This is a genomic window from Rhodococcus sp. OK302 (assembly GCF_002245895.1).
Lineage (GTDB): Bacteria > Actinomycetota > Actinomycetes > Mycobacteriales > Mycobacteriaceae > Rhodococcus_F.
This window is the reverse complement of record NZ_NPJZ01000001.1, coordinates 2,004,852-2,030,009: the sequence shown is the minus strand read 5'-3', so window position 1 is coordinate 2,030,009 and position 25,158 is coordinate 2,004,852. Positions and strand designations below refer to the sequence as shown.

Sequence of the window (25,158 nt, the reverse complement as noted above, 5' to 3'; positions counted from 1 at the left end):
AAGATGACAGGACGCTGGTCAGCAGTGACGGGCACGGTCCGGGATCTCGGAATTCCGTTGCCGGGTAGGCGAGTCGACTACGACCTCTCCGGAAAGGTCGTCCTGATCACCGGCGGCGGGGACGGCATCGGATTGGCCCTGGCTCGCACAGTGCACTCGCGCGGCGCAACTGTGGCGCTCGTCGATGTGAATGGATCGTCGCTCGCTGCAGCCAAGGCCGAGTTGGGTTCGGAGCGAGCAGTAACGGTGACGGCCGACGTTCGCGATCGGGAGGCCATGAGGGCAGCCGCGAATTCCGTGGTGACCCAACTCGGACGAGTCGACGTGGTGGTGGCTAATGCCGGAATCACGCCTCCCCCGGCAACATTGAGGCAGATCGACCCGGCTGAATTCGACCGGGTCATCGATGTCAATCTGATCGGTGTGTTCAACACCGTGCATCCACTGATCGACGAGGTCGTTCGCAATCGCGGGCACATCGTTGTCGTGTCGTCGGCAGCATCGTTTGCGCCGGGGGTTGGCGGGGCGTCGTACATGATCAGCAAGGCCGGGGTCGAAGCTCTCGGCCGCGCACTACGTTTGGAAGTAGCCGGTCGCGGCGCAACTGCCGGTGTCGCTTACTTCGGAATGGTCGATACAAAACTGGCGCGGGCGACGCTCGACGATGACGAGATCGGACGCAAACTTGACGCGATGCTTCCCGGTCCGCTGCGTCACCGGATCTCCCCGGAGCGCGCGGCAACAGTGATCGCCGACGCCATCGCGCGCCGCGCCGGCAGAACGCTGGCGCCCGCTGCCTGGGAACCGTGGGCGTGGGGCCGCGGCTTCGTCAACATCCTCGCCGACAGCTATCTGGCGCGGGATACGCAGACACAGCAGCTCATTCGCGAACTCGAGACAAGAACCGACAACACCACCAGATCCAGGAGCGCCTCATGACCACACTGTGTTCAGCCTTCCAACGAGTCTCCGCCGTGGCGCCCGACGCCGTCGCAGTGAGAACCATCGGTGGTACCCAGACTTTGACCTGGCGCGACTATGCCGATCAGGTCCGCGACGTTGCTGCTGGATTGACCGGGATCGGAGTCAAACGGGGTGACACCGTTGCCCTGATGATGGGCAACCGGATCGAGTTCTATCCGATCGACGTGGGTGCCCAGCACGTCGGAGTCACCGCTTTTTCCATCTACAACACATCTTCGCCCGAAGCCATCCGCTACATTCTCACCAACTCGGGTGCGCGGGTTCTTATCTGCGAAGCGAAATACGTGGAGAAGGTCAAGCAATCAGGGGCATCGGTAGAAACTATTGTCGTCATCGATGCCGATTCCGCCGATCTTCCGGACGGAATCCTGACACTTGATCAGCTGAAGGCCTCGGCTCCGGAGACATTCGACTTCGAATCAACTTGGAACGCAGTACAACCCACTGACGTCGCAACCTTGATCTACACGTCCGGAACCACCGGAAACCCCAAGGGCGTCGAGTCGACGCATACCGCCTTGCTGTTCGAAACCAACGCGGTAAGCAAAGTCCTACCCGTCGAATTCGGTGACCGCATCACGTCGTACATGCCATCCGCGCACATCGCGGATCGGATGACGTGCCTGTACATGCAGATGGTGTTCGGAACCGAAATCACCGTGGTACCCGACCCCTCGATGGTCGCGGCCGCGCTTCCGGACTGCCGACCCACCATCTGGGGCAGTGTTCCCCGAGTGTGGGAGAAGCTCAAGGTTGCAGTCGAATTGGCGGTAGCCAACGAACCTGACGACGCACGTCGCGGAGCGCTCCAGTGGGCCCTGGCCGTGGGAGGTAAGCGCCTCGCGCTCTTGCGGACGGGCGACGCTGTTCCCCCGGAACTGGAAGCGGAGTATGCCAAGGCAGATTCCATGGTCCTGTCCGCGTTGCGCGCAAAGCTCGGCTTCGCCGAATTGAAATGGGCCATTTCCGGTGCCGCCCCAATTCCACCGGACACGCTGGCATTCTTTGCCGCACTGGGTATTCAGATTTCCGAGATCTGGGGTATGTCCGAGCTGACCTGCATCGCCAGCACCGCGCCGGCTGATCCCACCAAACTCGGGACGGTCGGAAAACTTCTTCCCGGCATGGACATGCGCATCGAGTCCGACGGTGAACTGCTCGTACGCGGCCCACTGGTAATGAAGGGCTATCGCGGCGAGCCGGAAAAGACTGCTGAGGCACTCAGTTCCGACGGTTGGCTCTCGACCGGTGACATCGTTACCGCGGATTCCGACGGATACCTGACGGTGATCGATCGGAAGAAGGAACTGATCATCAACGCGTCGGGCAAGAACATGTCCCCGGCCGCAATCGAAACAGCCGTCAAGACATCGTCATCGCTCATCGGCGAGGTAGTCACAATCGGTGACGGCCGACCGTTCAACACTGCACTGATCACGCTCAAGGCGGAAGCTGCCCTGGATATTGCGCGAACGCTGGGACTGGCGGCAGATGCTGCCGTACTCGCCAAGGACTCCCGGATCGTCGACACCATCGCTACTGCTGTCGGAGAGGGGAATTCACGGCTGTCGAGGGCGGAGCAGATCAAACGCTTCTGCGTACTGCCCACGTTCTGGGAGCCGGGAAGCACCGAACTGACTCCGACGATGAAGCTGCGCCGCAAGCCCATCGCGGAGAAGTACTCTGCCGAAATCGCCGTTCTCTACACGGATTCCATGACCGGCGACTTCTACGAACCGGCGCCCTGCGCGTAGATCAGCGTTTCGGTAGCTTTCACGACAAAGGTAGCGGTCGAGCCTGGAACCAAATCCAGTTCGGCCGCTGCCGCAGTGGTGATGTCAGCTGACAAACCAGGTTGCCCCTCGTCGTCTTCGGCACGCACGCGAACTACCGATCCGCGATTTTCGATCTCCGCAACCGTGACGGTAAAGGCGTTACGCGGACTTCCATGCGGTGGGTCGAGAAACACTGATACGGCACGCGGCTCGAACATCGCAACCGCCGGGCTTCCCACTGCGACATCAACTTCGGTTCGTCCCGCAATGTCGGTACCGCCCGGCGTTCGCATTGTTCCCTCGTCGAGCATGTTTCCGCTTCGGAGATTGATTCCTGCGATCCTGGCTGCGAAGGTACTGCGGGGACGCGTCAGAACAGTTCGGACATCGCCGTATTCCACGACTCGCCCGCCATCGAGAACGACCACGGTATCCGCGAGCGCCAGAGCGTCGAGCGCGTCGTGGGTGACGAGGACTGCGGTGCGGTCGCCGGTTCGTAACACTCTGCGCAGCAACGACCGTAGGGCAGGTGCCGAGGCCACGTCCAGTGCCGCCATCGGCTCGTCGAGGAGAAGCAACTCCGGTTCTGCCGCCAGCGCCCGCGCGACGGCAACCCGCTGTGCCTGGCCCCCGGACAACTGCGACGGCTTCCGTTCTGCGAGTTCACCGGCATCAACGGCGTCAAGCCAGCGGCGGGCAATCTCCGCCGATTCGCGCCGCGATCGACCGGCACTGTGAGGTGCAAACGCAACGTTGTCCACCGCACTGAGATGAGGAAAGAGCAATGCGTCCTGGGCGAGAAGCACGGTACCGCGCTTGTGCGGCGGCAGGGCGATTCCGGCTGCGGTATCCGTGAGTACTCGCGAGTTGAGCTCGATCATCCCGCGATGCGGATGATGCAGTCCCGCAACAGCAGCCAGCACTGTGGATTTGCCGGCGCCGTTGGGCCCGAGAATCGCTGTCACTTCCCCGGCCACGACTTCGAACTTGGCGATAACGTCGCGTTCCGGTATCTCGACGTCGATGTGCAGTCCGCTCACAGTGATCCCGCTGTTCCGCGGCCGCGAACTGCAACGACGATCAACACTGCGACTACAACGAGTACCAGCGAAAGAGCCACGGCTGCATCTGGATCTGTCTCGCGCTGTAGATAAATTTCCAGCGGCAGGGTACGGGTCACACCTTGGAGGCTGCCGGCAAACGTCAGCGTCGCACCGAATTCTCCGAGTGCACGGGCAAACGCCAGGACCGCACCCGAAACGAGGCCGGGCAGCACCAGCGGAAGAGTCACTCTGCGAAGGACTGTGGTCGGTCTGGCACCGAGCGTCGCGGCCACGGCCTCGTAGCGAGTTCCTGCCGTACGCAGCGCACCTTCGAGGCTCACCACCAAAAAGGGCAGAGCGACAAAGGTTTGCGCCAACACGACAGCGGTTGTGGAGAAGGCGATCTGAATTCCGAGCACCTCCAACTGCTCACCGATCAGCCCTTTACGGCCGAAGGTGTAGAGCAATGCGATGCCGCCCACTACCGGCGGCAAAACAAGAGGAAGGAGGATCAGCGACCGCAGAACCGACAGACCCCGAAAACTGCTGCGCGCCAGCACCACAGCCATCGGGACGCCGAAGAGAATGCAGAGAATCGTGCTCATAGCAGCCGTCTTCAAGCTCAACTTCAACGCGGCAATCGACGATTCCGAGGTCACGAGTTGCCAGAACTGCGACCAGTGAACGGTCGACATCATCGCTATCAGCGGGACTATGACAAAAGCCCCGCCGATCAGCGCGGGGAGATAAATCCAGACCGGCAACCCGAGCGGAGCGCGAGTTGCCGGTTTGATTCGCATCACGGGGCGGCAAATCCTGCGTCACTCAGGACGGCCAGCCCCTTCGACCCCTTCACCAGATCAACAAACTTTGCTGCTGTTGATGCATTCTTCGAATCCTTCATCACCGCAATCTGGTACAGGTTGACCACCGTGACAGCTTCGGGAAATTCAACGGTCTCGACCTTGTCGCCGGCTGACTTCGCGTCCGTGACGTAAACGATTCCGGCATCAGCCTGACCTGAGGTGACCTTGTTCAGCACGTCGGTCACCGACGATTCCTCACTGACCGGCTCGAGTGTTTGACCGGTAGCGTCTTCGACCTTCTTCGTGGCTGCACCACACGGAACCTGCGGGGCACAGATCACCAAGTGTGTTCCCTCTTGCGCCAAATCAGCGAACGACGTGATGCCCTTCGGATTTCCTGGCGGAACAACAATCGTGAGGGTATTGCTCGCGAAGTCCGATGGTGTTCCTTCTACGACGCCGGCGTCGGTGGCCTTCTTCATGTTTGCGGCGTCCGCTGAGGCGAATACATCGGCCGGTGCACCCGCGATGATCTGTGCAACGAGGTCGGAAGAGCCGGCAAAACTGAAAGTTACTGTGGATCCCGGGTTCTCGGACTCGAATTCCTTACCGAGTTCGGTAAAAGTTCCCTTCAATGATGCTGCCGCAAAGACGGTGATGTTGCCGGTCACACTCGCCGGTACCGTCGATGTCGTTGAGGTGTCGGAGCTGCTGCAGCCAGTCACCAGAGTAAGCGAAAGTGCACCGGCGGCAACGATTCCGAGAATTTTCTTCACTTTTCCCTCACGGTGTTTCGACGATTACGGCGTTTCTACGATGACGGTGGTGGCTTTAACTACGGCAACGGCAATGCTGCCGACTTCGAGACCGAGTTCACGGACTGCGTCGGTACTCATGAGCGAAACCACGGTGAACGGACCACATTGCATCTCGACCTGCGCCATCACTTTGTCGGTGACAACTTTGGTGACGAGGCCCGCAAACCTGTTGCGCGCCGAACTCCCACCGCTCAGCGGATCCGTCGGAGTCGGCGCGGAGTTGGTGCGAGCAAACACCGCCAACTCGGCGCCGTCGATGACCTTACGGCCCGCGTCGTCCGTCGAGGCGCTCAGTTGACCTCCGTCGACCCAGCGCCGGACGGTGTCGTCACTGACACCGAGCAGGCCGGCCGCTTCCCGGATTCGTATGTTGGGCACCACGTGATCGTAGGGTGTGACGCTCCGCGAAACAAGACAATGCAACCGCACATGCGTGACAAATAGGTAAATTGAAACGCACCTGCGGATATGTCAGTGTCAGTCTTCTGCCCACGGGACACGGCAGGAATCAGTACTGAACCCTTGCTCGGTAATCCCGAGCGCGGAGTACATTCGCGAACGCATGTTCTCCAAGCCGATCTGGTAGGTCAACTCCACCACCCCCGCCTTTCCGAACCGGCGCTCCAGGTCCGCTACCTGCTCGTCGGTAACGCCGTGCTCACCGTGCGGATCCCCCGTCATCGCGTCGGCGTAGGCGATTGCTGCTTTTTCGTCATCGCTGTAGAGCGGTGAATCCTGGTAATGGGCAATCTCTTTCAACCTCTCCACATCGAGGCCGTCCAAGCGCGAGAGCATCGTGCCAAAGTCGACGCACCACGAACAACCCACCGTCCAGGCCACCCGGTAGACGGCAAGTTCGCGGACATTCACCGGTAGGACCTTCGACGCCTTCTTTACCGCCATTTCATGACGGGCTGCGGCGAGAAACAATTTCCGATGGTTGGCGAGAACTGCAAAAGGTTCGGGGACCTCACCGAACTGTCGGGCGGTGAACTTGTAGGCCACTTTGATCAGTGGGCCGGCATCAGTCGGCGCCACGGATGGAATACGCGTCATCACAAACCTCCAGATTTCCTCGGCCGCCGTAATTCGACGCCGTCTACAGCGTTGGACGAGGAAGCAGTTCTAAACGTGACAAAGCAGCCCTCCTGCGGCGATGTGAAGATGCAGCACTAGCCGACTAAGCTGCAGGGATGCCTTCGACGCCCCGCAACCGCACTGTCTCGCGTCTGCAGCCATTCGCGTCCACGATTTTCGCTGAGATGACGGCGCTGGCGACTCTTCACGACGCCGTCAACCTGGGTCAAGGATTTCCCGATACCGATGGCCCCGCTGCGATGCTCGAGGTAGCCAGGCGGGCAATCGCCGAGGGCGTCAATCAGTACCCGCCGGGACCGGGCATGCCCGTCCTGCGCCGGGCCATCGCTGCCGACAGACTTGCTCGTTACGGCCTGGGTTTCGACCCCGATTCCGAGGTGCTGGTCACGGTGGGTGCCACCGAAGCAATCAGTGCGGCAATCCTGGGTCTGGTCGAACCGGGAGAAGAAGTAGTTCTCATCGAACCGTATTACGACTCGTATGCCGCATCGGTGGCACTGGCCGGCGCCGTGCGTCGCACCGTTCCACTGGTCGCGTCGGGTGACAAGTTTGTCGTCGACCTCGATGCGGTCAAGGCAGCGATCACCTCGAACACGAAGATGCTGGTAGTCAACAGCCCACACAACCCCACGGGAACTGTGTTCACCGAGGCAGAATTGCGGGCAATCGCAGAGATTGCGTGCGAACGCGATCTGATCGTGTTGAGCGACGAGGTCTACGAGCATCTGGTGTTCGACGATCTCACGCACACCCCGATGGCATCGTTGCCCGGAATGCGCGAACGCACGGTCACAGTATCCAGCGCCGCAAAAACTTTCAACGTCACAGGCTGGAAGACGGGATGGGCGATCGGCCCCCGCGAGCTCATCGACGGAGTGCGCGCGGCCAAGCAGTTCATGTCATTTGTTGCGGGCGCTCCGTTCCAGCCGGCGGTGGCATACGCATTGACCAACGAACAGCAGTGGGTCGCAGACCTCCGAACAAGCCTGCAATCCAAGCGTGACGTGCTGAGCGACGCTCTGTCTGACGCGGGATTCACGGTGCATTCCGGCGGCGGCACCTACTTCCTCCTCGCGGACATTCGCCCCCTGGGCGAAACCGATGCCGGAGATTTCTGCCGTGCGCTTCCGGAACGCATCGGCGTCGCTGCCGTCCCGGTGGACGTCTTTGCCGATAACCGTGACAACTGGAAACACCTGGTGCGGTTCGCGTTCTGCAAGCAAGACCACATTCTCTCCGAAGCTGCACGCCGCCTCCACCTGCTTCAGGGAGCCGCTCACCCATGAGCGCCCGGACCATCCCCACAGCATTTGTCCAGCGCTACCTCATGTTCTCGCCCGACAACAACATCGATCTCTCGAATGCGTTGCGGGCAGCAGGGATCGACCTCGCTACGCTGTCCGACCCTCGCGCACGTCTGACCCCCGCTCAGGTGACAACCTTCGTTCAAACCACCTGGCAACTCACCGACGACGAATTATTCGGCCTCGGCGGCGCTCCCGTTCCGCGAGGAACATTTCGTCTGATCTGCCTGACATTGATTCACTGCCGTGATCTCGGTACCGCCTTCGCCCGGATGGCTGACGTAATCCGCGCATTGCCCGGCCTGGCACCCTTGTCAATCGAGACCGGCGAGGACAGCACCCGCATCAGTTTTTCCGTCCAACCAAGGGCTGAAATTTCCGAACCTGATGTGGCAGCACGTGTTACAACCGATTTTGTCCTCATTTTGCTTCACCGTTTTGCGGCCTGGCTGATCGGCAAACGCGTACGACTTCGCGCCATCGAATTCCCCTACGAAGCCCCAGACGCCCGGCTAGCTCAGGACTACGACTACATCTTCGGTGCACCCGTCACGTTCGGTACATCGCGCGCCGCTTTGGAATTCGACAACTCCGCTATGCGGGCACCGATAATCCAGACTGAGGAATCCCTGGAGGAGTATCTACGCGAATCTCCGATTCAGCTGATGTCTGAGCGCGACTACGACAGCACAGCATCAGCACAAGTGCGTCGAGTCATCGAACTCGGCGTGAAGGGTCGCACCTCGACGGCAGACGAGATTGCCGAGATGCTCTCGATCAGCGTGCCTCACCTGCGAAGGTTACTTCGCCGCGAAGGTACGTCACTGAATCAATTGCGCGAAGAAGTGCTCCGAGATATCGCGATCGCCGGACTGGGACGCGGCGAGTCCGTCGAACTACTCTCGTCCCGCCTCGGATTTTCCGAGCCCAGTGCGTTCCGCCGCGCCTTCAAGCGGTGGACGGGCGACACTCCCAGCTCCTACCGCTAGCTGACGCAGAACTCGTTGCCTTCCGGGTCCGACATGGTGATCCACACACTGGGGCCTTGTTGTCCACGGTGCAGAACCTTCGCGCCAACCGCCTCCAACTGGGCGGCCACGTCCTCGCGGTTGTCCCCCACCCGGATGTCGAAATGAAGGCGGTTCTTCACGGTCTTGGATTCCGGCACGAGCTGGAAGAGAACCCGCGGCCGTTCCGAATGCTCCGGATCGCTGATAGCCGCGCCTTCTCTCCAGACGAGCACGCCCTCGAACGTCGTGGTGTCGGATTCTTGCGCGTGACCCGCTGCGACGAGACCTCTGATGAAGTCCTCATCGCTCGGCTCAACTACCCATCCGAGTGCACTAGCCCACCATTTAGCCTGCTCATGCGGGTGTGCAGAATCTACTGTGACTTGAAATTCGTATCCCATGCTCTGACGTTAACGCTGCCCACCGACATTCCGTGTCCCCGCCAGAGCGAACGGCACGTTCAGTCGATCTGAGGCGATGAACATGCCGTTCGCACCAAAAAAGGGGCTCGAGTATCAGTCCACACTCTTGATCGTCTTCATCGTGATGAGAGAGGTCACCCGCGACACCGCCGGCAGGCCGCTGAGTTTGGTGGCCAGGAACTGTTCGTAGGTCGCGAGATCCTTGACTGCGACGCGGATGAAGTAGTCGGGGATCCCGAAGAGTCGTCGACATTCGATCACCTCGTCAAAGGCTGCCACGCGCGATTCGAAGTCCTCGATGGTGGCTTGGTCGTTGACACTGATCTCCGCGGTCACGATCACCTGAAACCCCCGGTCGAGGGCTTCCGGACTGACAACAGCCCGGTAGCCGGTGATGACACCGTCGGCCTCGAGTTTCTTGACCCGACGTAGGCACGGCGACGGCGTAAGCCCCACCAGATCCGCCAATTCCGTGTTGGTCAGACTGGAGTCCTGACGGAGGTGGAATAAAATTGCGTCATCCATGGCATCCATGCGGATATTATTGCGCAGAATTCAAAATTTGCGCATTCTGGGCAATCGTAAACCTCGCATTTTGTACTACATTTTCGTGGTGATCGAATCATCAACATCGACGGACACAACTGCCGTCGATGCCCACTCTCAGAGCCCGGCGTGGCGACGCGCCTTTCAGCTGTCGCTGCCCGTCGGCATCGGCCTGTTGCCGCTCGGCGTTGCCCTCGGCGTCCTCGTCGTACAACAGGGACTGAATCCTTGGTGGGCAATGGTTTTCACCTCGTTGATCTACGCCGGCTCACTCGAGTTCATTGCAGTCGGCATGGTTGCCGCAATGACCCCACTGCCGTACATCGCACTGACGGCATTGCTGGTCAACTTTCGACATGTCTTCTACGCGTTGAGCTTCCCGCTGAACAAGGTGCAGAATCCCCTCGCGCGCTTCTACAGCATGTTCGCCCTCACTGATGAGGCCTACGCAATGTCGGTCACCACCGACCCGAAAGCGCTGTCAGGCCGCGTCATCGTCTTCTCACAACTCTTCCTGCACAGCTACTGGGTTGGCGGCGCAATTCTCGGAGCTACGGCCGGGCAGTGGATTCCCGATTCCCTTGTCGGCCTGGACTTTGCGCTCACAGCACTGTTTGTCGTCTTGTCGATCGAGGCGATGCGTGCCCAGAGCGGATTCGTAATTCCCGCGGCAGCAGTAACCTGCGCTCTGCTGGCTCGTCTGATCGCACCCGAGCACGTCCTGCCAATCGCAATGGGCGGGTTTGTTGCGTTCCTGATCGTCCGCTACGTGGTCAACCAGCAAAAGGCGAGCACCGATGCCTGACACCACGTACATCTTCAGTGCCGTCGCTACGATGGCGATCGTCACATTCGCGTTGCGCGCCATACCGTTTGCAGTGTTGAAGCCTCTCCGTTCGTCGGCACTCGTCGCCTACCTCGGCATCTACATGCCGGCCGGAATCATGCTGATCCTGGTGATGTACTCGCTGAAGAACGTCTCGGTTACGGGCCCGTCGCACGGGATACCGGAATTGGTTGCCGTCGCGGTCACCGCCGGAATCCACTTGTGGCGCAAGAACGCGGTCCTGAGCATCGTCGTCGGCACAGCCTTGTACGTGGGCATGGTCAATACCGTTTTTGCGTGACTCATTGCCCATCCGGAAGCAAAGCACCTTTACTTCCAGATGGGCAATTTGTAACCTGAATACCCTTATCTGAACAGCTGAACACATATACGATTTTAGTGGTGCAAGTCGGCCCACAACTCGAAATCGGCGGTGTTCGATGACGATGACAAACGCGACAGGGACAAGAATCATCGGCGCGTGGCGGAGCTTGGACCGCCCCCAGCGTCGCAGCATCATCGGAATGACTGTCACAGTAGTGGCGCTCAACGCCCTCGGATGGGGCGTCCTCCTCGGACTGGTGGTGCCGGGGCACTTCACCATCGAAGGCAGCGTCTTCGGCATCGGACTGGGCGTCACTGCCTACACGCTCGGAATGCGGCATGCCTTCGACGCCGACCATATTGCGGCCATCGACAACACCACACGCAAACTGGTAGCCGACGGTAAAAAACCTATGTCCGTAGGGTTTTGGTTCTCGCTTGGGCATTCAACGATCGTCTTCGTACTCGTAGCCCTGCTTGCGCTGGGCGTCCGCCAGTTGGCGTCGAGCCTCTCCGACGACAATTCCGATCTCGCAAAGTGGACCGGCCTATTTGGAACCACCATTTCCGGCACCTTCCTCATCCTGATCGGCGTCCTGAATCTTGTGTCTCTCATCGGGATTCACCGCGTCTACACCAAATACAAGGCGGGAAATTTCGACGAGGAACAACTCGAGAAGGAGTTGGACAACCGCGGAGCCCTGAACAAGATTCTGGGACCGGTCATGAAAATGGTGCGCAAACCCTGGCACATGTACCCCGTCGGATTGCTTTTCGGTTTGGGCTTCGACACCGTCACCGAAGTCGGGCTCCTGGTGATAGCCGGCGGCGCCGCCGTGACCGGATTGCCCTGGTACTCGATCATGGTCCTGCCAATTCTCTTCTGCGCAGGCATGGCTCTGTTCGACTCGATCGACGGATCGTTCATGAACTTCGCCTATGGCTGGGCCTTTGCGCAGCCGGTCCGAAAGATCTACTACAACATGGTGATCACAGGCTTGTCCGTCGCAGTCGCCCTGCTCATCGGAACACAGGAAATCATCTCGATCTTCACCGAGAAACTCGATATCGATACCGGAATTCTAGGTGCCATCGGGAACCTCGATTTAGGTGCGATGGGTTTCATCATCGTGGGGTTATTCGTCGTCACCTGGCTCGTAGCCGTCACGGTATGGAAGTTGGGCCGTATCGAGGAGCGTTGGCAGGCGCAGTCTGCGGCGGCAGCTGAATCTGCGTAGGTTTCGCCGCCGAACTTCGTGGGTATAGAACGAGAGCGGCGGCAATTTCGGAGCGAGGGGTCTGCCGCAAAGTAGGTCTGCCGCCCGGCTGTCACTCGCCGGGAGGTGGGCCGCCCTCCACCTCCAGCAGAGAATCCACGACATTGAAGCATCTAAGCTCCGCCACAGTTATAGAACATATGTTCGATAACGGGTGTACCGTGGACCTTATGACCGCCATGATGCAACCGTCACTCTTCGACAACGGTGAACTCGGCGTCGAGTTGGCTGATCTCGACCACACCCTGGAGCGACGCCGCCTCACGGCAGGCGCGTGGGTCGATCATCGGCCGGCCTGGCTGACTGGGTCGGCAGCAGTGTTCGACAACCTCGAGAATTCCGTACCCTGGCGTGCCGAACGACGCCAGATGTACGACCGCGTCGTCGATGTCCCTCGTCTGGTGCATTTCTACAACGAGAACGAACCTCTGCCGGATCCCCTACTCGCCGAGGCGAAAAGCGCATTGAGCCGGCATTACCGCGACGAACTCGGCGAACCGTTCGCCACATCCGGCCTGTGCTTCTACCGCGACGGCTCCGACAGCGTCGCCTGGCACGGAGATGACACCGGGCGTAGTCGCACGGAAGACACGATGGTGGCCATCCTGTCGCTCGGCGCAGCCCGCCCGCTACTGCTTCGGCCGCGCGGCGGTGGTGAATCGATCCGCTTCAACCTCGGGCATGGCGATCTTCTGGTCATGGGCGGTTCATGCCAACGGACGTGGGAGCACTGCGTACCCAAGAGCGCCCGCGCACTCGGCCCTAGAATCAGCGTTCAGTTCCGCACACATGGAGTCAGATAGCGGCGGTCAAGACAGTCCCAGTCAGTCACACAAGGCCAGCCGCCGGACGCCGGCGACGGCCGCATCTCCAGGGCATCCTTGAGGAAACTGACCGGTTTCCCTGCATATGGGCGGTTTGACATTCGCATGTGAGCCACTCAACAATCATGCGAACAACCCGTGAACATGTGTTCGTTATACGAACATGGCTCTTCCGTCTATGTCCTGGAGAAAGCAATGAGCACTATCGAACGACCCGCGACACGCGTTCGCGCCGCGATGTGGGTCGCCCCACTGTGTTGGATCGCCGTCCTCCTCGACGGATTCGACCTCGTGGTCCTGGGTGCAGTCATCCCCTCGCTGCGCGAGTACGGCGACTGGAATCTGAGCACAAGCGCGATCACGATCATCTCGACGTTCGGCCTCGTCGGTATGACGATCGGTGCACTGACCATCGGCACCCTCACCGACATCATCGGTCGACGCAAGGCACTGATCTATTCAGTCGCGGCCTTCTCGCTGTTGACGCTGCTGTGCGCAGTTGCCCCCAACCCGTTTATCTTCGGAGCGCTCCGCTTCCTCGCTGGCGTCGGTCTCGGTGGCGCGCTGCCCACGGCGTTGGTACTGGTGAACGAGTTCTCGAAGAAGCAGGGCGGCGGCTCAGCCTCCACAATGCTGATGACCGGTTACCACGTCGGAGCCGTCGCCACCGCAGCCCTCGCCCTCGTGCTGATCGACCCGTTCGGCTGGCATTCGATGTTCATCGTCGGCGCAGCACCCGCGCTGGTGCTGATTCCGCTGATGATCAAGTACTTGCCGGAGTCGCCGGCTTACCTACTCGCCCACGGCCGTCGTGAAGAGGCCGAACAAATCGCCGCGCAGTACGGACTCGTGCTCGAGGCCGCGCCGGCCACCGATGCCGATGCCGATGCCGCCGTCGCAAGCGCAACCAACCCGGTGAAGATGCTCTTCTCGCCGAAGTTCCTGCGGAACAGCATCGCTATCTGGGTCACTTCGTTCATGGGTCTGCTTCTCGTCTACGGCCTCAACACCTGGCTACCGACGATCATGCGTGAGGCCGGCTACGAACTCGGCGCTGCTCTGACATTCCTGCTGATCCTCAATGCCGGTGCCGTCGTCGGCCTGCTCGTCGCGGGCCGTGTCGCCGACAAGGTCGGCCCCCGCACGGCTGCCGTCGTGTGGTTCACCGGTGCAGCCATCTTCCTCGCGCTGCTCAGTGTCAAGGCAGGGGGCGCCATCTACGTCATGGTGTTCCTGGCCGGCTGCTTCGTCTTCAGCGCCCAGGTGCTCGTGTATGCCTTCACCAGCGCCAATCACCCCGCGAATATTCGCGCGACGGCCCTGGGCTGGTCGGCCGGCGTCGGACGTCTCGGCGCAATCTGCGGCCCGATCCTCGGCGGCGCACTGCTCGGCGCCGGATACGCAGTGCCGTGGGGCTTCTACGCCTTTGCGCTGGTCGGCCTGATCGGTCTGGTTGCGATCTCCTCGACCCGCAACATCGGCACTGACGCCCCCTGACGTTCGGACCAGTTGGCAAGAGTCGGTAGACGAGACCCCCTCGTCTACCGACTTTTCTTGTACCTGGCCGAGATTCAACCTTGCGAGCCTCGGGAAATCACTACAAATCTCGAAACGACGGGGACGATTCCGTGAGCGTCAAAAAGTAAACTTTCACTCAGTGAAATTGGTACTAGCTAGGCAATGAGGTAAGAGGCGAAGGTAGTGGCAACGTTTCACCAATCCTCAGCACAACCAGGAGTTTTCACATGGCCACCACGCGTACCCAGGTCGGAATCATCGGAGGTGGCCCGGCCGGCCTCATGCTCTCGCACTTATTGCATCTGCAGGGCATTGATTCCGTGGTACTCGAATCCCGAACCCGCGTGGAGGTCGAAGGCACTATCCGTGCCGGCGTACTCGAGCAGAACACTGTCGATCTCATGGTGGACACCGGTCTCGGTGACCGGTTGAAGCGAGAAGGGTTGGAGCATCACGGAATCGAATTGCGTTTCGGTGGTCGTGGACATCGCATCGCGTTCGACGAGTTGACGGATGGTCGCGCGGTCACGGTCTATCCCCAGCACGAGGTGCTCAAGGATCTGATCGAACGTCGCCTTGCAGACGGCGGCGACATTCGCTTCGGTGTCTCCGAGGCCCGCGTCCACGGCCACGAATCAGATACCCCGAGTATCACTTTCGTCGATTCCGACGGAAACGAGCAGAAGCTCGATTGCGCTCTTGTAGCCGGTTGCGACGGTTCTCGAACCGAAACACGCAAGCTCATCCCCGAATCCACGGTACGGACCGATCATTTCCGCCAGTACCCGTTCGCCTGGTTCGGAATCCTCGCGGAAGCACCGCCGTCATCGGACGAACTGATCTATGCCAATCATGAGCGCGGTTTCGCACTGATCAGCACTCGCACTCCCGACGTTCAGCGCCACTACCTTCAGGTTGACCCCGACGATTCCGTCGACAACTGGTCCGACGATCGAATCTGGGATGAGTTGCACCTGCGCGTCGACGGCGAAGGCGCAGAGATCAAGGACGGCAAGATCTTTCAGAAGTCAATCCTTCAGTTCCGCAGTTTTGTCTGCGAGCCGATGCAGCACGGCAATCTGTTCCTCGCGGGTGACGCCGCACATACTGTGCCACCGACCGGCGCGAAGGGCATGAATCTTGCCATCGCAGACGTCTTTGTGCTCTCGAAGGCGATGGAACACTTCTTCGTGAACTCTGATCGAAAGCTGTTGGAGGCCTACACCGCAACCGTCCTGCCGAGAATCTGGCGGACGCAGCACTTCTCCTGGTGGATGTCGTCGATGCTTCATCGCCTGCCCGACGAATCAGGCTTCGGTCACCGCCGCCAGTTGGCTGAACTCGATATGGTGACCCGTTCTGTCGCGGGCCGCACACTGATTGCCGAGAACTACGTTGGCACACCCCTGATCTTCTAGTGGGGCTCGAATGGTCGTCGACTGTCAGTCACAATAAAGAGGTGACAGTCGACGACCGTTCCCTGATCGGCCGCGCATTTACCGTGCTCGGCGCATTCGACGCCGGCTCTCCCCGGTTGAGTCAATCCGAGATCAGTCGGCGTACCGGTCTGCCACTACCGACGGTCCATCGCCTGTGTGGGCAACTGATCGTCCATCGCGCGCTCGAGCGAATGGATGACGGCAAGTACGAGATCGGCGTGCGCCTCTGGGAACTCGGGGCACTCGCTCCGGGCGCCCACGGGTTGCGGCACGTGGCGTTGCCCTTCCTCGAAGATCTCTACGAAGCCACTCACGAGAACGTGCAGCTGGTAGTTCGTGAGGGCGTGGAGGCCTTGTATCTCGAGCGATTGTCGGCGCACACTGCGGTCTCCGTAGTCGGTCGGGCCGGCGGCAGGTTGCCCCTCCACGCGTCTAGCGGAGGTTTGATTCTTCTGGCCCACGGCGGTGCCGAACTCCTTGATCGAGTACTCGACCGAGGGCTGGAATCGTTTACCCCTCAAACGATTACCTCCGAACACGTGCTGCGCACCAAACTCGACGACATCCGTCGCACCGGCTTTGTCACCTGCCGTGAGCACTTGAACGCCGGAACACTCGCCTTGGCCGCACCGGTCCGAAAAGGTCGGGGGTCCGTCGTCGCGGCCGTGTCGATTGTTGTTCCGGTAGGGCATGATCCGGCTCCACTGGTCCCGGCATTGATTGCTGCGGCACGCGGCATCTCACGAAGAATTGATCTGGCATTCCTCGACTGATACGGCGCGGGAGCTATGCCGAACCCGCGCCGTATCAACCTCTGTCAGAGAATCAGTTTCGCACCGGTCGCAGCAACTACGTCGTCGACGCTCACACCCGGTGCCGTTTCGATCAGAACCAGACCCTCGGCAGTCACGTCGATGACAGCCATGTCGGTGATGATCCGCTGAACGCAGCCCTTGCCGGTCAACGGCAGTGAGCATTCTTCGACGATCTTGTGCTCACCCTTCTTGGAGACGTGTTCCATCATCACGATCACACGCTTGGCGCCGTGAACCAGATCCATTGCGCCGCCCATTCCCTTGACCATGTGGCCGGGAATCATCCAGTTCGCGAGGTCACCCGTTGCGCTGACCTGCATGGCGCCGAGCACCGCAACGTCCACCTGACCGCCGCGAATCATGCCGAACGACGCCGAGGAGTCGAAGAAGGACGCACCGGGAAGAACCGTGATGGTTTCCTTGCCCGCGTTGATCAGTTCGGGATCGAGTTCATCTTCGGTCGGGTACGGCCCGACACCCAAAACGCCGTTTTCCGAATGCAATACGACGGTGATGTCGGTAGGAAGGTAGTTCGGAACAAGCGTCGGCATGCCGATGCCGAGGTTCACGTACTGACCGTCCTCGAGTTCGCGTGCGACTCGCGCCGCCATCTCTTCACGGGTGAGTTTGGTAGGTGTCACTGCGGTCATGCCTTCACCGTCCGATTTTCGATTCCGACCGTCACGGGGCCGACGTGGACCACTCGCTGAACATGGATGCCGGGGGTGTGGATTTCGGCGGGGTCGAGTTCGCCCGGCTCGACGAGGTGCTCTACCTGAGCGATGGTGATCCGACCCGACGTTGCCGCAGCAGGATTGAAGTTCTGTGTGCTCGCGCGGTAGACGAGGTTGCCGTGGCGATCACCCTTCCACGCATGAACGAGTGCATAGTCCGCGACGATGCCGCGTTCCATCACATAGGTAACACCGTCGAACTCGCGAGTTTCCTTGGGCGGGCTGGCAAGTGCGATGCCGCCATTGCCGTCGTAGCGCAAGGGCAGGCCACCGTCGGCAACCTGAGTCCCGACACCGGCCGGAGTGAAGAATGCCGGAATGCCCGCTCCACCGGCGCGCATGCGCTCGGCTAGTGTGCCCTGCGGCGTGAGTTCGACTTCCAGTTCACCGCCGAGGTACTGGCGGGCGAACTCCTTGTTGGAGCCGACGTACGAGCTGATAGTCCGGCGGATCCGCCCGTGTTCGAGGAGCACACCAAGCCCGAAGCCGTCGGTACCGCAGTTGTTGCTCACGGTCTCGATCGACGTCGCGCCTTGCTCGAGCAGTGCATTGATGAGGATTTCCGGCACTCCGACGAGCCCGAATCCTCCGACAGCAATAGTGACGCCGTCCGGCACGTCCGCGACGGCCTCGGCTGCAGTGGGAATGACTTTGTCCATCATGTTTATGACAGTAGCGCGAAGCGTGCGTATTGTGAACCCCAGTACGCATTGCGAACACTGCTAGGGCTCAGCGTCTCACAGGAGACGCCCACAACTACCGCCCGAACTTTGCCGGACGTTTGTTCTGGAAAGCGCTGACACCTTCGGCAAAGTCGGCACCCGCCAGCAGTTCCAGCTGACCCGACCGCTCGCGCTCGAAAGCAGCGTCGAGTTGACCGAGCGTGGCGTCGTTGATCGCGTCTTTCGTCCTCTGGAAGGCAATTGCGGGGCCGTCGACCAGACGGCGAGCGAGAACCTCGACCTCCGCATCGAATTCACCGTCCGCATACACCTGGGCAATGAGCCCGGCCTGCAAAGCATCCGACGCTGTAAGGCGCTCAGCCAACAGCGACATTCGCATCGCCCGCGCGCGACCGATCGATGCCGCAACCAGTGCCGTGGCACCGCCGTCGGGCATCAGTCCGATCCTGGTGAAGGCCAGCAGGAAGTAGCTGGATTCGGAGGTCACCGTCAGATCGCAGGCCAACGCCAGCGACACTCCGACGCCGGCAGCCGGACCGCGCACAGCCCCGATCACCGGACGTGGAAATGCCCGAATGGACGCGACGACTCGATTGGCTGCGTCAATAACCTCAGGCGATGGCGGGTTGGACAGATCCACGCCCGCCAAGTCCGCACCGGTGCAGAAGGCCCGCCCGGAACCAGCGAGAACTGCGACCCGTACGTTCGGGGCGTCCGAATGCCGCTCGAATGCATCGACTATCGCGTCGAGCACTTCGACATTGACAGCATTCATGCTGGCAGGGCGGCTGATTGTGACGCGAAGAATGTTGCCCTCGACAGTGCAAACGACACCGGGATCGACGGTGGTCATGGCGAATTCCTTTACGTAGCGCTGGACACGAGAACCAGATTTTTGACCTGCGGCCGCCCAGATGGTAGCTATTTAGCGAGCGTTAAGTAACCATAGTACAGATTTAAGGAGTCCCTGTGGCCGACGAATCGATCACTGCCGAGCCCGCCGCTCTCTACGAGCGCCGAGGACCAATCGCAATCATCACCCTGAATCGTCCACGCGCGCTTAACGCGGTCAACGGCGAGCTGGCGACAGCCGTCGGCACACTGATCGAGCAGGCCGACACGGACAACGACGTCCGCGTCATCGTCATCACCGGCGCCGGACGCGCCTTCTGCGCGGGCGCCGATCTGAAAGCACTCGGCAGCGGCGCGTCGCTCGACGCCGACGGCCATCCGGAGTGGGGCTTCGCGGGGTACGCCCAGCATTGGGTGAGCAAGCCAACCATCGCTGCAGTCAACGGATTTGCGCTGGGCGGCGGCACAGAACTCGTCCTGGCATCGGACCTCGCCGTCATCGACGAGCAGGCACAACTGGGCCTGCCGGAGGTCAAGCGTGGACTGTTTGCCGCAGCCGGCGGCGTGATTCGCATGCAGCAGCAGATTCCCCGCAAGATCGCTCTGGAACTCGCACTCACCGGCGAGCCCATCAGCGCTGTCGACGGACTGGCCCTGGGTCTGGTCAACCGCGTCGCACCCGCTGGCACAGCCCTCGAGATGGCTCTCGAATTGGCGCAACAGATCGCTGCAAACGCACCCCTCTCGGTCCGCGAGTCGAAGGCCATGATCCACCACACCGCTACATCTTCGGACTGGGAACAGGACGCGTGGGACAAGAACGCTCAGGCCATGAAAGTGGTCTTCACCAGCGCCGACGCTCAGGAAGGCCCGAAGGCCTTCGCGGAAAAGCGTCCCCCGGTGTGGCAGGGACGCTGACCTCAGTCGAGTCATCTTCCGCTACAAGACAATCCCCCACACACGCCGGGTTCCCATCACAACCCGACGTGCCGAAATACCGAGCCTGAGGCAGAAAACCGATGCAACGTAAGCACTTCGAAGCCGACCACGAGGACTACCGCGCAACCGTCCGCGAATTCCTCGCCCGTGAGATCGAACCTCACTACGCGAAGTGGGAAGAGGATCGGCTTGTCGACCGCGCGGCGTGGCTCGCCGCCGGCGCATCCGGCATCCTCGGTCTCAACATCCCCGAAGAATACGGCGGCGCAGGCGTCACCGATTATCGGTTCCGGCATGTCGCGTTCGAAGAATTCGCCCGCACCGGCACCACGTCGTTCGGCTCCGGCCTTAGCGTGCACGACGACATCGTCGTCCCGTACATCCTGCATCTCGGCACCGAGGAACAGAAGGCCCGCTGGCTGCCTCGCATGGCTAGCGGTGAGGTGATCACCGCGATCGCCATGACCGAACCCGGTGCCGGCTCGGACCTGCAAGGCGTTCGGACTTCGGCAGTACGGGACGGCGACGAGTGGGTGATCAACGGCCAGAAGACGTTCATTACCAATGGAATCCACTCCGATTTCGTGATCGTCGTGTGCCGCACCGACCCTGAAGCCGGGTCGAGGGGCTTCTCACTGATTGCTGTCGAACGCGGGGCCCCCGGGTTCACCCGCGGACGCAAACTCCACAAGGTCGGACTGGCCGCTCAGGACACCGCAGAACTTGTCTTCGAGAACGTGCGCGTTCCGGCGGAGAACCTCCTCGGTACCGAAGGCAAGGGATTCCAGCACCTGATGGAAAACCTTCCGCTCGAGCGGATCTCCATCGCCGTGTCGGCAATCGTGGCTGCCCGCGCCGCCTACGAATGGACCAAGAACTACGTGTTCGAACGAAAGGCGTTCGGAAAGCCGATCGGCGATCTTCAGAACACCCGATTCGCCCTTGCGGAAATGCGTACGGAGATCGAGGTGACCGAATCCCATATCGACCGAGCAGTTATCGCTTTGAATGCCGGCGAGCTCACGGCAGTTGACGCGTCGATGAGCAAGTGGTGGGCGACGGAACTCCAGAAACGCATCGTCGACCGCTGCGTGCAGTTGCACGGCGGCTACGGCTACATGATGGAATACCCGATCGGCCGTGCCTACGTCGATTCCCGGATTCAGACCATCTACGGCGGCACCACCGAGATCATGAAGGAAATCATCGGCCGGGACATCGCCGCCGAGTTTCGCTGACTCGAGATCCTTGAACAGGATTGACGGACAAGGCCGTTCACGTCACTGATTGCCGAGCGGACCGATGCGCTCGGTCTCGGACTCACCAAGTTCGAGACCGAGTGCGCCGATACACATCTGATCCAGAGTGTCGAGCAGGCTCTCCTCGTCCGCTTCGTCGCCCTGGACAAGCCACAGATACAGCGTGTGGTCGACCATCGCCGCCATGGCGCGGGCAGCCATCACCGGATCGAGGGACGCTCGGACGTCGCCCTGTTCCTGCCAACGAGCGATGGCCCGGGCTGTCTTGTCGATCAACTGTCGACGGTGTTCGTGGCGAAGTTTGCGAAATTCGGTATTGAATGTCGCGACCTGTTCAACAATGGCCATGAGCTTCGCATTGCGGCGGTACGCCTGGTAGTACAGCCGGTTGGTGGCAATCAATCTCGCCGCCGGCGACAGATCGGGGTCGAGGGGTTCACGGCGATGCACGTCGTCGAAGAGCCGCTTGCTCAGCTCCTGGAACACATCGTCTTTCGACTCGAAGTACCGGTAGAAGGTCCCGTAGGATACGGATGCTTCCTGAGCTATCTGCTCAACGCGGGTTTCGAGAAACCCAACCTCCTCGAAAACCTTGCGCGCTGCGTCGAGCACACTGTCCCGCGTCTTTCGACCCCGTGCAGTCAGGGTGTCGACGGACGGCGGCGCTGAGGATGTGCCGGCAGATAACTTACTCACCGTCATGAGTGTCCAAGAAACTGACATGACTGTCAAGTCATGTCAACTCGACGAATACAAAGCGCTCGACCCCTCCAGCGTAGACATGCCACACGGGAAGGGTCGAGTCCAATTCGAAATCAATTGTGCGACAGCCGAAGCAAGTGCCGAGGATTCGCCACACGTAGCCGCGCGAGTACCGAGGTCGAGATCAACCGGCGAACGGCTGCGTCCGAGTACGAGACGGCTCCCACCCGAATTCGATCGGCCAGGTCAGCTTCGGATGTGCAATCGAGAGCTGCAAGCAAGTCCGCCAACTCCTCCGTGCTGTCTCCGGCACCGAGCTCTCGCCCTGCTATGCCCAGCAGGTTGACGCAGATCCTCAGCAGGTACCGTTCGCGTTCGTGCACCCCGTCGAGCACTGGAGCAACATCATCGCGAAGAGTGCCGGCGACAAGTTCAAGGATCTCCGACAGACTCGGACGGTCGTGTAGCGATGGAGCCGTCACATCCGGTAGCGACGGGGCGTCGTCGAGCAGACCGAGAATCAGAAGCAGGTCGTACTCGGACTCACACACTCGTCGTCCGATCGCGGCCAGTTCGATGGAGTTCTCGGCGCCACCGAGGTGCCGCTGCGACTGGAACTGACTCAGCACCAACCACCGCAGCGTGCCGTACGCCTCCCACCAGTGCAGTTCGGCGTCCGACGGCCGAATGCCCGTGGCGCGTTCATAACCATCGAGTAGTTGTTCGCGGGTACCGATGCCTGCGACTGGAGGCTGCGCGCCAAAACGCCACGCGCGCACGCAGAGCCAGCCGAGATCCTCGATCGGATCACCGAGGTGGGCGAGTTCCCAGTCCAGCACTCCGCGAATTCCGGCGTTGTCGACCAATACATTGCCGAGTCGGAAGTCGCCGTGCACCAACGCGTCCGGGCGCTTGGCCGGCCGGTTGTCCCGGAGCCATCGAAGTCCGACCTCAACAGCGGGACGAGGTTGGTCCATACCCCGGTACACAGCCTCGAGCGCGTCCAACGGGTCGCCGCTGTCGAGCATCCCGAGAGTCCCGGTGTCGGCACTGTGAATCTGCCCGAGCACGTAACCCATGTCCTCGGCGAGATGCGTCCGCACGTCGTCGAACTCGGGATCCCGCTGCAATTTACGCGGGATCGACTCACCGACAACCATGTCCATCACCAGATACGGAGCATCTATGCCCGGTGCCGTGTCCCCCGATGCAAGGACAGCCGGAACCGGAACTCCGACTGCGGAGGCTGCCCGCAGGCATGCCACCTCGGCCCGCATCCTGTCAGCGTCGCCGTGCCCGGGTGGGTCCCGTCGCAGCACAACGTCCTGCGATCGGCCGTCCGCGCCGCGAATCTCAACCGCCCAGATCTGACGGCTCGCGCCGCCGGTGAGCTGACGCGGATCGCCGACGGTTATTTCAGTGCCGAAAGCGTCACTGAGCGCACACCGGATTCCGTCACCGAGACTGCCGGCAGCGTGAGTCACAGCCATGGCGCGGCACTGGGGTCGCGTAGCAGTCGACGCGCGGTCGACATGCGGTGTACCTCGTCCGGACCGTCGTAGACGCGTGCGTAGCGAGCCTGGCGGTACATCCGTTCGAGTGGGGTGTCGGCGGTCAGTCCGAGTGCGCCGTGCACCTGGATGGCGCGATCGATGACGTCGTGCAGCATCCGGGCTCCCCAGAACTTCACGAGACCGATCTGGATTCGAGCATCCTCGCCGGAATCCATCACACGGGCCGCGTCGAGGGTCATCAGACGGGCTGCCTGAATCTGTGCCGCGGATTCCGCGATGTACCGGTGGATCTCGCCCTTCTCGGCAAGAAGCGACCCATGTACGTAGCGGGTATTCGCGCGCTCACACATCAACTCGAATGCGCGTTGCGCCTGACCGAGCCAGCGCATGCAGTGGAAAATACGGCCGGGTCCGAGACGGTCCTGGGCGACGACGAAGCCCTTGCCCCGTTCACCGAGAAGGTTGGCCGCCGGAACTCGAACGTCGGTGAGCCGGACCTCGTAGTGATCGCTGGGGTCGTGGCCCATGGTCGGGATCGACCGGACGATCTCGAACCCGGGGGTGTCGGTCGGCACGATGATCGCGCTGATCCGGGAGTGCCGGGGCGTCGACTCGGGCTCCGTGCGAGCGAAGACCGAGCAGTACCCCGCGTTCGCCACACCCGTGGTGAACCACTTGTGCCCGTTGATGACCCAGGTGTCGCCGTCGAGTTCCGCGTGGGTCTCGATCAGAGTGGGATCGGAGCCTGCGGTATCCGGCTCGGTCAAACCGACCGACGGCAGGAACTCTCCCGCGACAATCGGCGGGATCCACCGCTGCTTCTGCTCGTCGGTGCCGTGCTTGCGCAACATCAAGGTGTCCTGCATGGATACCGAGCCGACTGCCAACTGGCCGAATTCGGATCGGCCGATGACCTCGTTGAGGTAGACGAAGTCCAGGAACGGAACTCCGCCACCTCCGACGTCGCTCGGGTGCCCGAGTGCCCACAGGCCTAGTTCCTTTGCACGCGAGCGCAGTTGACCCAGAGCCTGGTGGGCGACCTCGTCCTCTTTCACGAGGACGGGTTCCATCGGAATTACCTCGTCGTCAATAAATGCGCGCAACCGAGTACGCAGTTCGGCGATGTCGCCTTCGGGTTGGTTCACAGTCATGAGTGCCTCCTTGTAGCAGCAGCAAGTTGCAGGGGCCGGGTGGCGGCCGAGTCGACGTACTCGTCGATGCGAGTGATCAACCCGTTTTCGACGCGGACGAACAGGCTGGCCGGAATCTCGAGTGGGCCGTGTCCCGGGAGAGTGCCGCGCACGACGTGCTGTTGAGCAAATCCGTCGGGCAGCATGTAGCGCCGGATGTCTTCGTAGCGGAAGTTCTCGAGGGTGCGGGAGAGCCAGCGCAGGGTGCGAAGATTCTCCGCAACCGTCTGCTCCAGCCCGTCGTCGTTATGCCAGATGCGTGCGTCCGGCGAATACAGTTCGGTGAGTGTCGCTTCATCACCACCGGAGACGGCGGCAAAGAACCGATTTGCGAAGTCCTTCATGCGAAAATGCTTCTCCTCAAGGCAGTTACAGCACACAAGCTACTGTCAACACCCCGCCCGCACGGAGCCGGGTGTTGACAGATGACGTGAATATGGACAAACTATCCAAGAA

Annotated in this window: 27 protein-coding genes; 13 read left to right on the top strand and 14 right to left on the bottom strand. The window is 61.1% G+C overall.

Going from position 1 to position 25,158, the window contains the following annotated elements; all coding sequences use genetic code 11:
- The first annotated feature begins 3 nt into the window (after positions 1–3).
- Entirely contained in the window at positions 4–939 is a 936-nt protein-coding gene (locus BDB13_RS09435; protein ID WP_094271408.1) for an SDR family oxidoreductase, read from the top strand.
- The gene (gene fadD11 / locus BDB13_RS09430) at positions 936–2,738 is read left to right on the top strand and encodes a fatty acid--CoA ligase FadD11 (RefSeq protein WP_094271407.1); all 1,803 of its coding nucleotides are present in this window, start codon (positions 936–938) and stop codon (positions 2,736–2,738) included. Before BDB13_RS09435 ends, fadD11 begins: the two co-directional genes overlap by 4 nt.
- On the opposite strand, the gene BDB13_RS09425 is transcribed toward fadD11, so the two are convergent.
- From BDB13_RS09425 to BDB13_RS09405, 5 genes are all read right to left on the bottom strand, one after another.
- Complete coding sequence (locus BDB13_RS09425; protein ID WP_094271406.1) at positions 2,714–3,799, bottom strand: sulfate/molybdate ABC transporter ATP-binding protein; 1,086 nt, start codon at positions 3,797–3,799, stop codon at positions 2,714–2,716. The genes fadD11 and BDB13_RS09425 overlap by 25 nt on opposite strands.
- Complete coding sequence (locus tag BDB13_RS09420) at positions 3,796–4,602, bottom strand: ABC transporter permease (protein WP_094271405.1); 807 nt, start codon at positions 4,600–4,602, stop codon at positions 3,796–3,798. Before BDB13_RS09420 ends, BDB13_RS09425 begins: the two co-directional genes overlap by 4 nt.
- A complete protein-coding gene (gene modA, locus BDB13_RS09415; RefSeq protein ID WP_094271404.1) occupies positions 4,602–5,384 on the bottom strand; it encodes a molybdate ABC transporter substrate-binding protein in 783 nt (260 codons plus the stop codon). Before modA ends, BDB13_RS09420 begins: the two co-directional genes overlap by 1 nt.
- Positions 5,385–5,408: 24 nt before the next feature.
- Entirely contained in the window at positions 5,409–5,804 is a 396-nt protein-coding gene (locus BDB13_RS09410; RefSeq protein WP_094274799.1) for a TOBE domain-containing protein, read from the bottom strand.
- Between the two features lie 99 nt (positions 5,805–5,903).
- Entirely contained in the window at positions 5,904–6,482 is a 579-nt protein-coding gene (locus BDB13_RS09405; protein ID WP_094271403.1) for a carboxymuconolactone decarboxylase family protein, read from the bottom strand.
- A gap of 137 nt (positions 6,483–6,619) precedes the next feature.
- On the opposite strand from BDB13_RS09405, the gene BDB13_RS09400 reads away from it, so the two are divergent.
- A complete protein-coding gene (locus tag BDB13_RS09400; RefSeq protein WP_094271402.1) occupies positions 6,620–7,810 on the top strand; it encodes a pyridoxal phosphate-dependent aminotransferase in 1,191 nt (396 codons plus the stop codon).
- Entirely contained in the window at positions 7,807–8,817 is a 1,011-nt protein-coding gene (locus BDB13_RS09395; RefSeq protein ID WP_094271401.1) for an AraC family transcriptional regulator, read from the top strand. Before BDB13_RS09400 ends, BDB13_RS09395 begins: the two co-directional genes overlap by 4 nt.
- Here the strand turns inward: BDB13_RS09395 and BDB13_RS09390 are convergent.
- Together BDB13_RS09390 and BDB13_RS09385 are read right to left on the bottom strand one after the other, a co-directional pair.
- Positions 8,814–9,239, bottom strand: coding sequence for a VOC family protein (locus BDB13_RS09390; protein WP_094271400.1), 426 nt, complete (start codon positions 9,237–9,239; stop codon positions 8,814–8,816). The two genes, BDB13_RS09395 and BDB13_RS09390, sit on opposite strands and share 4 nt — an antisense overlap.
- Before the next feature lie 114 nt (positions 9,240–9,353).
- Positions 9,354–9,794: an Lrp/AsnC family transcriptional regulator gene (locus BDB13_RS09385; protein WP_094271399.1), complete on the bottom strand. Its 441-nt coding sequence runs from the start codon at positions 9,792–9,794 to the stop codon at positions 9,354–9,356.
- A 79-nt stretch (positions 9,795–9,873) separates the two neighbouring features.
- Between BDB13_RS09385 and BDB13_RS09380 the strand changes: the two genes are divergently transcribed.
- From BDB13_RS09380 to BDB13_RS09350, 7 genes are all read left to right on the top strand, one after another.
- Entirely contained in the window at positions 9,874–10,611 is a 738-nt protein-coding gene (locus BDB13_RS09380; RefSeq protein WP_094274798.1) for an AzlC family ABC transporter permease, read from the top strand.
- On the top strand, positions 10,604–10,933 hold the full coding sequence (locus BDB13_RS09375) for a branched-chain amino acid transporter permease (RefSeq protein WP_094271398.1): 330 nt from the start codon (positions 10,604–10,606) through the stop codon (positions 10,931–10,933). Before BDB13_RS09380 ends, BDB13_RS09375 begins: the two co-directional genes overlap by 8 nt.
- Before the next feature lie 190 nt (positions 10,934–11,123).
- On the top strand, positions 11,124–12,194 hold the full coding sequence (locus BDB13_RS09370; protein ID WP_254923005.1) for a HoxN/HupN/NixA family nickel/cobalt transporter: 1,071 nt from the start codon (positions 11,124–11,126) through the stop codon (positions 12,192–12,194).
- Between the two features lie 209 nt (positions 12,195–12,403).
- The gene (locus BDB13_RS09365; RefSeq protein ID WP_094271396.1) at positions 12,404–13,036 is read left to right on the top strand and encodes an alpha-ketoglutarate-dependent dioxygenase AlkB; all 633 of its coding nucleotides are present in this window, start codon (positions 12,404–12,406) and stop codon (positions 13,034–13,036) included.
- 216 nt (positions 13,037–13,252) lie between these two features.
- Positions 13,253–14,554, top strand: coding sequence for an MFS transporter (locus BDB13_RS09360; protein WP_094271395.1), 1,302 nt, complete (start codon positions 13,253–13,255; stop codon positions 14,552–14,554).
- Between the two features lie 248 nt (positions 14,555–14,802).
- Positions 14,803–15,993, top strand: a complete 1,191-nt coding sequence (locus tag BDB13_RS09355; RefSeq protein WP_094271394.1) for a 4-hydroxybenzoate 3-monooxygenase — start codon at positions 14,803–14,805, stop codon at positions 15,991–15,993.
- Positions 15,994–16,034: 41 nt separating this feature from the next.
- Entirely contained in the window at positions 16,035–16,787 is a 753-nt protein-coding gene (locus BDB13_RS09350; protein WP_094271393.1) for an IclR family transcriptional regulator, read from the top strand.
- 44 nt (positions 16,788–16,831) lie between these two features.
- Here the strand turns inward: BDB13_RS09350 and BDB13_RS09345 are convergent, their stop codons facing one another.
- From BDB13_RS09345 to BDB13_RS09335, 3 genes are all read right to left on the bottom strand, one after another.
- The gene (locus tag BDB13_RS09345; RefSeq protein WP_094271392.1) at positions 16,832–17,479 is read right to left on the bottom strand and encodes a CoA transferase subunit B; all 648 of its coding nucleotides are present in this window, start codon (positions 17,477–17,479) and stop codon (positions 16,832–16,834) included.
- Complete coding sequence (locus BDB13_RS09340) at positions 17,476–18,222, bottom strand: CoA transferase subunit A (RefSeq protein WP_094274797.1); 747 nt, start codon at positions 18,220–18,222, stop codon at positions 17,476–17,478. Before BDB13_RS09340 ends, BDB13_RS09345 begins: the two co-directional genes overlap by 4 nt.
- 97 nt (positions 18,223–18,319) lie before the next feature.
- Positions 18,320–19,099: an enoyl-CoA hydratase gene (locus BDB13_RS09335; RefSeq protein ID WP_094271391.1), complete on the bottom strand. Its 780-nt coding sequence runs from the start codon at positions 19,097–19,099 to the stop codon at positions 18,320–18,322.
- Positions 19,100–19,215: 116 nt separating this feature from the next.
- Between BDB13_RS09335 and BDB13_RS09330 the strand changes: the two genes are divergently transcribed.
- Positions 19,216–20,016 carry a crotonase/enoyl-CoA hydratase family protein gene (locus BDB13_RS09330; protein ID WP_094271390.1) on the top strand — a complete coding sequence of 267 codons (801 nt, stop codon included), beginning with the start codon at positions 19,216–19,218 and terminating at the stop codon, positions 20,014–20,016.
- Between the two features lie 101 nt (positions 20,017–20,117).
- Positions 20,118–21,275, top strand: coding sequence for an acyl-CoA dehydrogenase family protein (locus tag BDB13_RS09325; RefSeq protein ID WP_094271389.1), 1,158 nt, complete (start codon positions 20,118–20,120; stop codon positions 21,273–21,275).
- Positions 21,276–21,317: 42 nt separating this feature from the next.
- On the opposite strand, the gene BDB13_RS09320 is transcribed toward BDB13_RS09325, so the two are convergent.
- The 4 genes from BDB13_RS09320 to BDB13_RS09305 form a co-directional block, all read right to left on the bottom strand.
- Complete coding sequence (locus BDB13_RS09320) at positions 21,318–21,998, bottom strand: TetR/AcrR family transcriptional regulator (RefSeq protein WP_094271388.1); 681 nt, start codon at positions 21,996–21,998, stop codon at positions 21,318–21,320.
- Between the two features lie 113 nt (positions 21,999–22,111).
- Positions 22,112–23,488: a phosphotransferase family protein gene (locus tag BDB13_RS09315; RefSeq protein WP_094271387.1), complete on the bottom strand. Its 1,377-nt coding sequence runs from the start codon at positions 23,486–23,488 to the stop codon at positions 22,112–22,114.
- Positions 23,479–24,663 carry an acyl-CoA dehydrogenase family protein gene (locus tag BDB13_RS09310; protein ID WP_176459555.1) on the bottom strand — a complete coding sequence of 395 codons (1,185 nt, stop codon included), beginning with the start codon at positions 24,661–24,663 and terminating at the stop codon, positions 23,479–23,481. The genes BDB13_RS09315 and BDB13_RS09310 overlap by 10 nt, the downstream gene beginning before the upstream one ends.
- Complete coding sequence (locus tag BDB13_RS09305; protein WP_094271386.1) at positions 24,660–25,046, bottom strand: nuclear transport factor 2 family protein; 387 nt, start codon at positions 25,044–25,046, stop codon at positions 24,660–24,662. The genes BDB13_RS09310 and BDB13_RS09305 overlap by 4 nt, the downstream gene beginning before the upstream one ends.
- Positions 25,047–25,158 lie beyond the last annotated feature (112 nt).

Excerpts from the sequence above, each read along its gene's own strand:
- BDB13_RS09305 (WP_094271386.1), bottom strand. The coding sequence starts at position 25,046 with ATGAAGGACTTCGCAAATCGGTTCTTTGCCGCCGTCTCCGGTGGTGAT.
- BDB13_RS09390 (WP_094271400.1), bottom strand. The coding sequence starts at position 9,239 with ATGGGATACGAATTTCAAGTCACAGTAGATTCTGCACACCCGCATGAG.
- BDB13_RS09320 (WP_094271388.1), bottom strand. The coding sequence starts at position 21,998 with ATGACGGTGAGTAAGTTATCTGCCGGCACATCCTCAGCGCCGCCGTCC.
- BDB13_RS09325 (WP_094271389.1), top strand. The coding sequence starts at position 20,118 with ATGCAACGTAAGCACTTCGAAGCCGACCACGAGGACTACCGCGCAACC.
- BDB13_RS09345 (WP_094271392.1), bottom strand. The coding sequence starts at position 17,479 with ATGACCGCAGTGACACCTACCAAACTCACCCGTGAAGAGATGGCGGCG.
- BDB13_RS09395 (WP_094271401.1), top strand. The coding sequence starts at position 7,807 with ATGAGCGCCCGGACCATCCCCACAGCATTTGTCCAGCGCTACCTCATG.
- BDB13_RS09405 (WP_094271403.1), bottom strand. The coding sequence starts at position 6,482 with ATGACGCGTATTCCATCCGTGGCGCCGACTGATGCCGGCCCACTGATC.
- BDB13_RS09310 (WP_176459555.1), bottom strand. The coding sequence starts at position 24,663 with ATGACTGTGAACCAACCCGAAGGCGACATCGCCGAACTGCGTACTCGG.
- fadD11 (WP_094271407.1), top strand. The coding sequence starts at position 936 with ATGACCACACTGTGTTCAGCCTTCCAACGAGTCTCCGCCGTGGCGCCC.
- BDB13_RS09315 (WP_094271387.1), bottom strand. The coding sequence starts at position 23,488 with ATGGCTGTGACTCACGCTGCCGGCAGTCTCGGTGACGGAATCCGGTGT.
- BDB13_RS09355 (WP_094271394.1), top strand. The coding sequence starts at position 14,803 with ATGGCCACCACGCGTACCCAGGTCGGAATCATCGGAGGTGGCCCGGCC.
- BDB13_RS09420 (WP_094271405.1), bottom strand. The coding sequence starts at position 4,602 with ATGCGAATCAAACCGGCAACTCGCGCTCCGCTCGGGTTGCCGGTCTGG.
- BDB13_RS09400 (WP_094271402.1), top strand. The coding sequence starts at position 6,620 with ATGCCTTCGACGCCCCGCAACCGCACTGTCTCGCGTCTGCAGCCATTC.
- BDB13_RS09385 (WP_094271399.1), bottom strand. The coding sequence starts at position 9,794 with ATGGATGCCATGGATGACGCAATTTTATTCCACCTCCGTCAGGACTCC.
- BDB13_RS09375 (WP_094271398.1), top strand. The coding sequence starts at position 10,604 with ATGCCTGACACCACGTACATCTTCAGTGCCGTCGCTACGATGGCGATC.
- BDB13_RS09360 (WP_094271395.1), top strand. The coding sequence starts at position 13,253 with ATGAGCACTATCGAACGACCCGCGACACGCGTTCGCGCCGCGATGTGG.
- BDB13_RS09365 (WP_094271396.1), top strand. The coding sequence starts at position 12,404 with ATGACCGCCATGATGCAACCGTCACTCTTCGACAACGGTGAACTCGGC.
- BDB13_RS09335 (WP_094271391.1), bottom strand. The coding sequence starts at position 19,099 with ATGACCACCGTCGATCCCGGTGTCGTTTGCACTGTCGAGGGCAACATT.
- BDB13_RS09435 (WP_094271408.1), top strand. The coding sequence starts at position 4 with ATGACAGGACGCTGGTCAGCAGTGACGGGCACGGTCCGGGATCTCGGA.
- BDB13_RS09340 (WP_094274797.1), bottom strand. The coding sequence starts at position 18,222 with ATGGACAAAGTCATTCCCACTGCAGCCGAGGCCGTCGCGGACGTGCCG.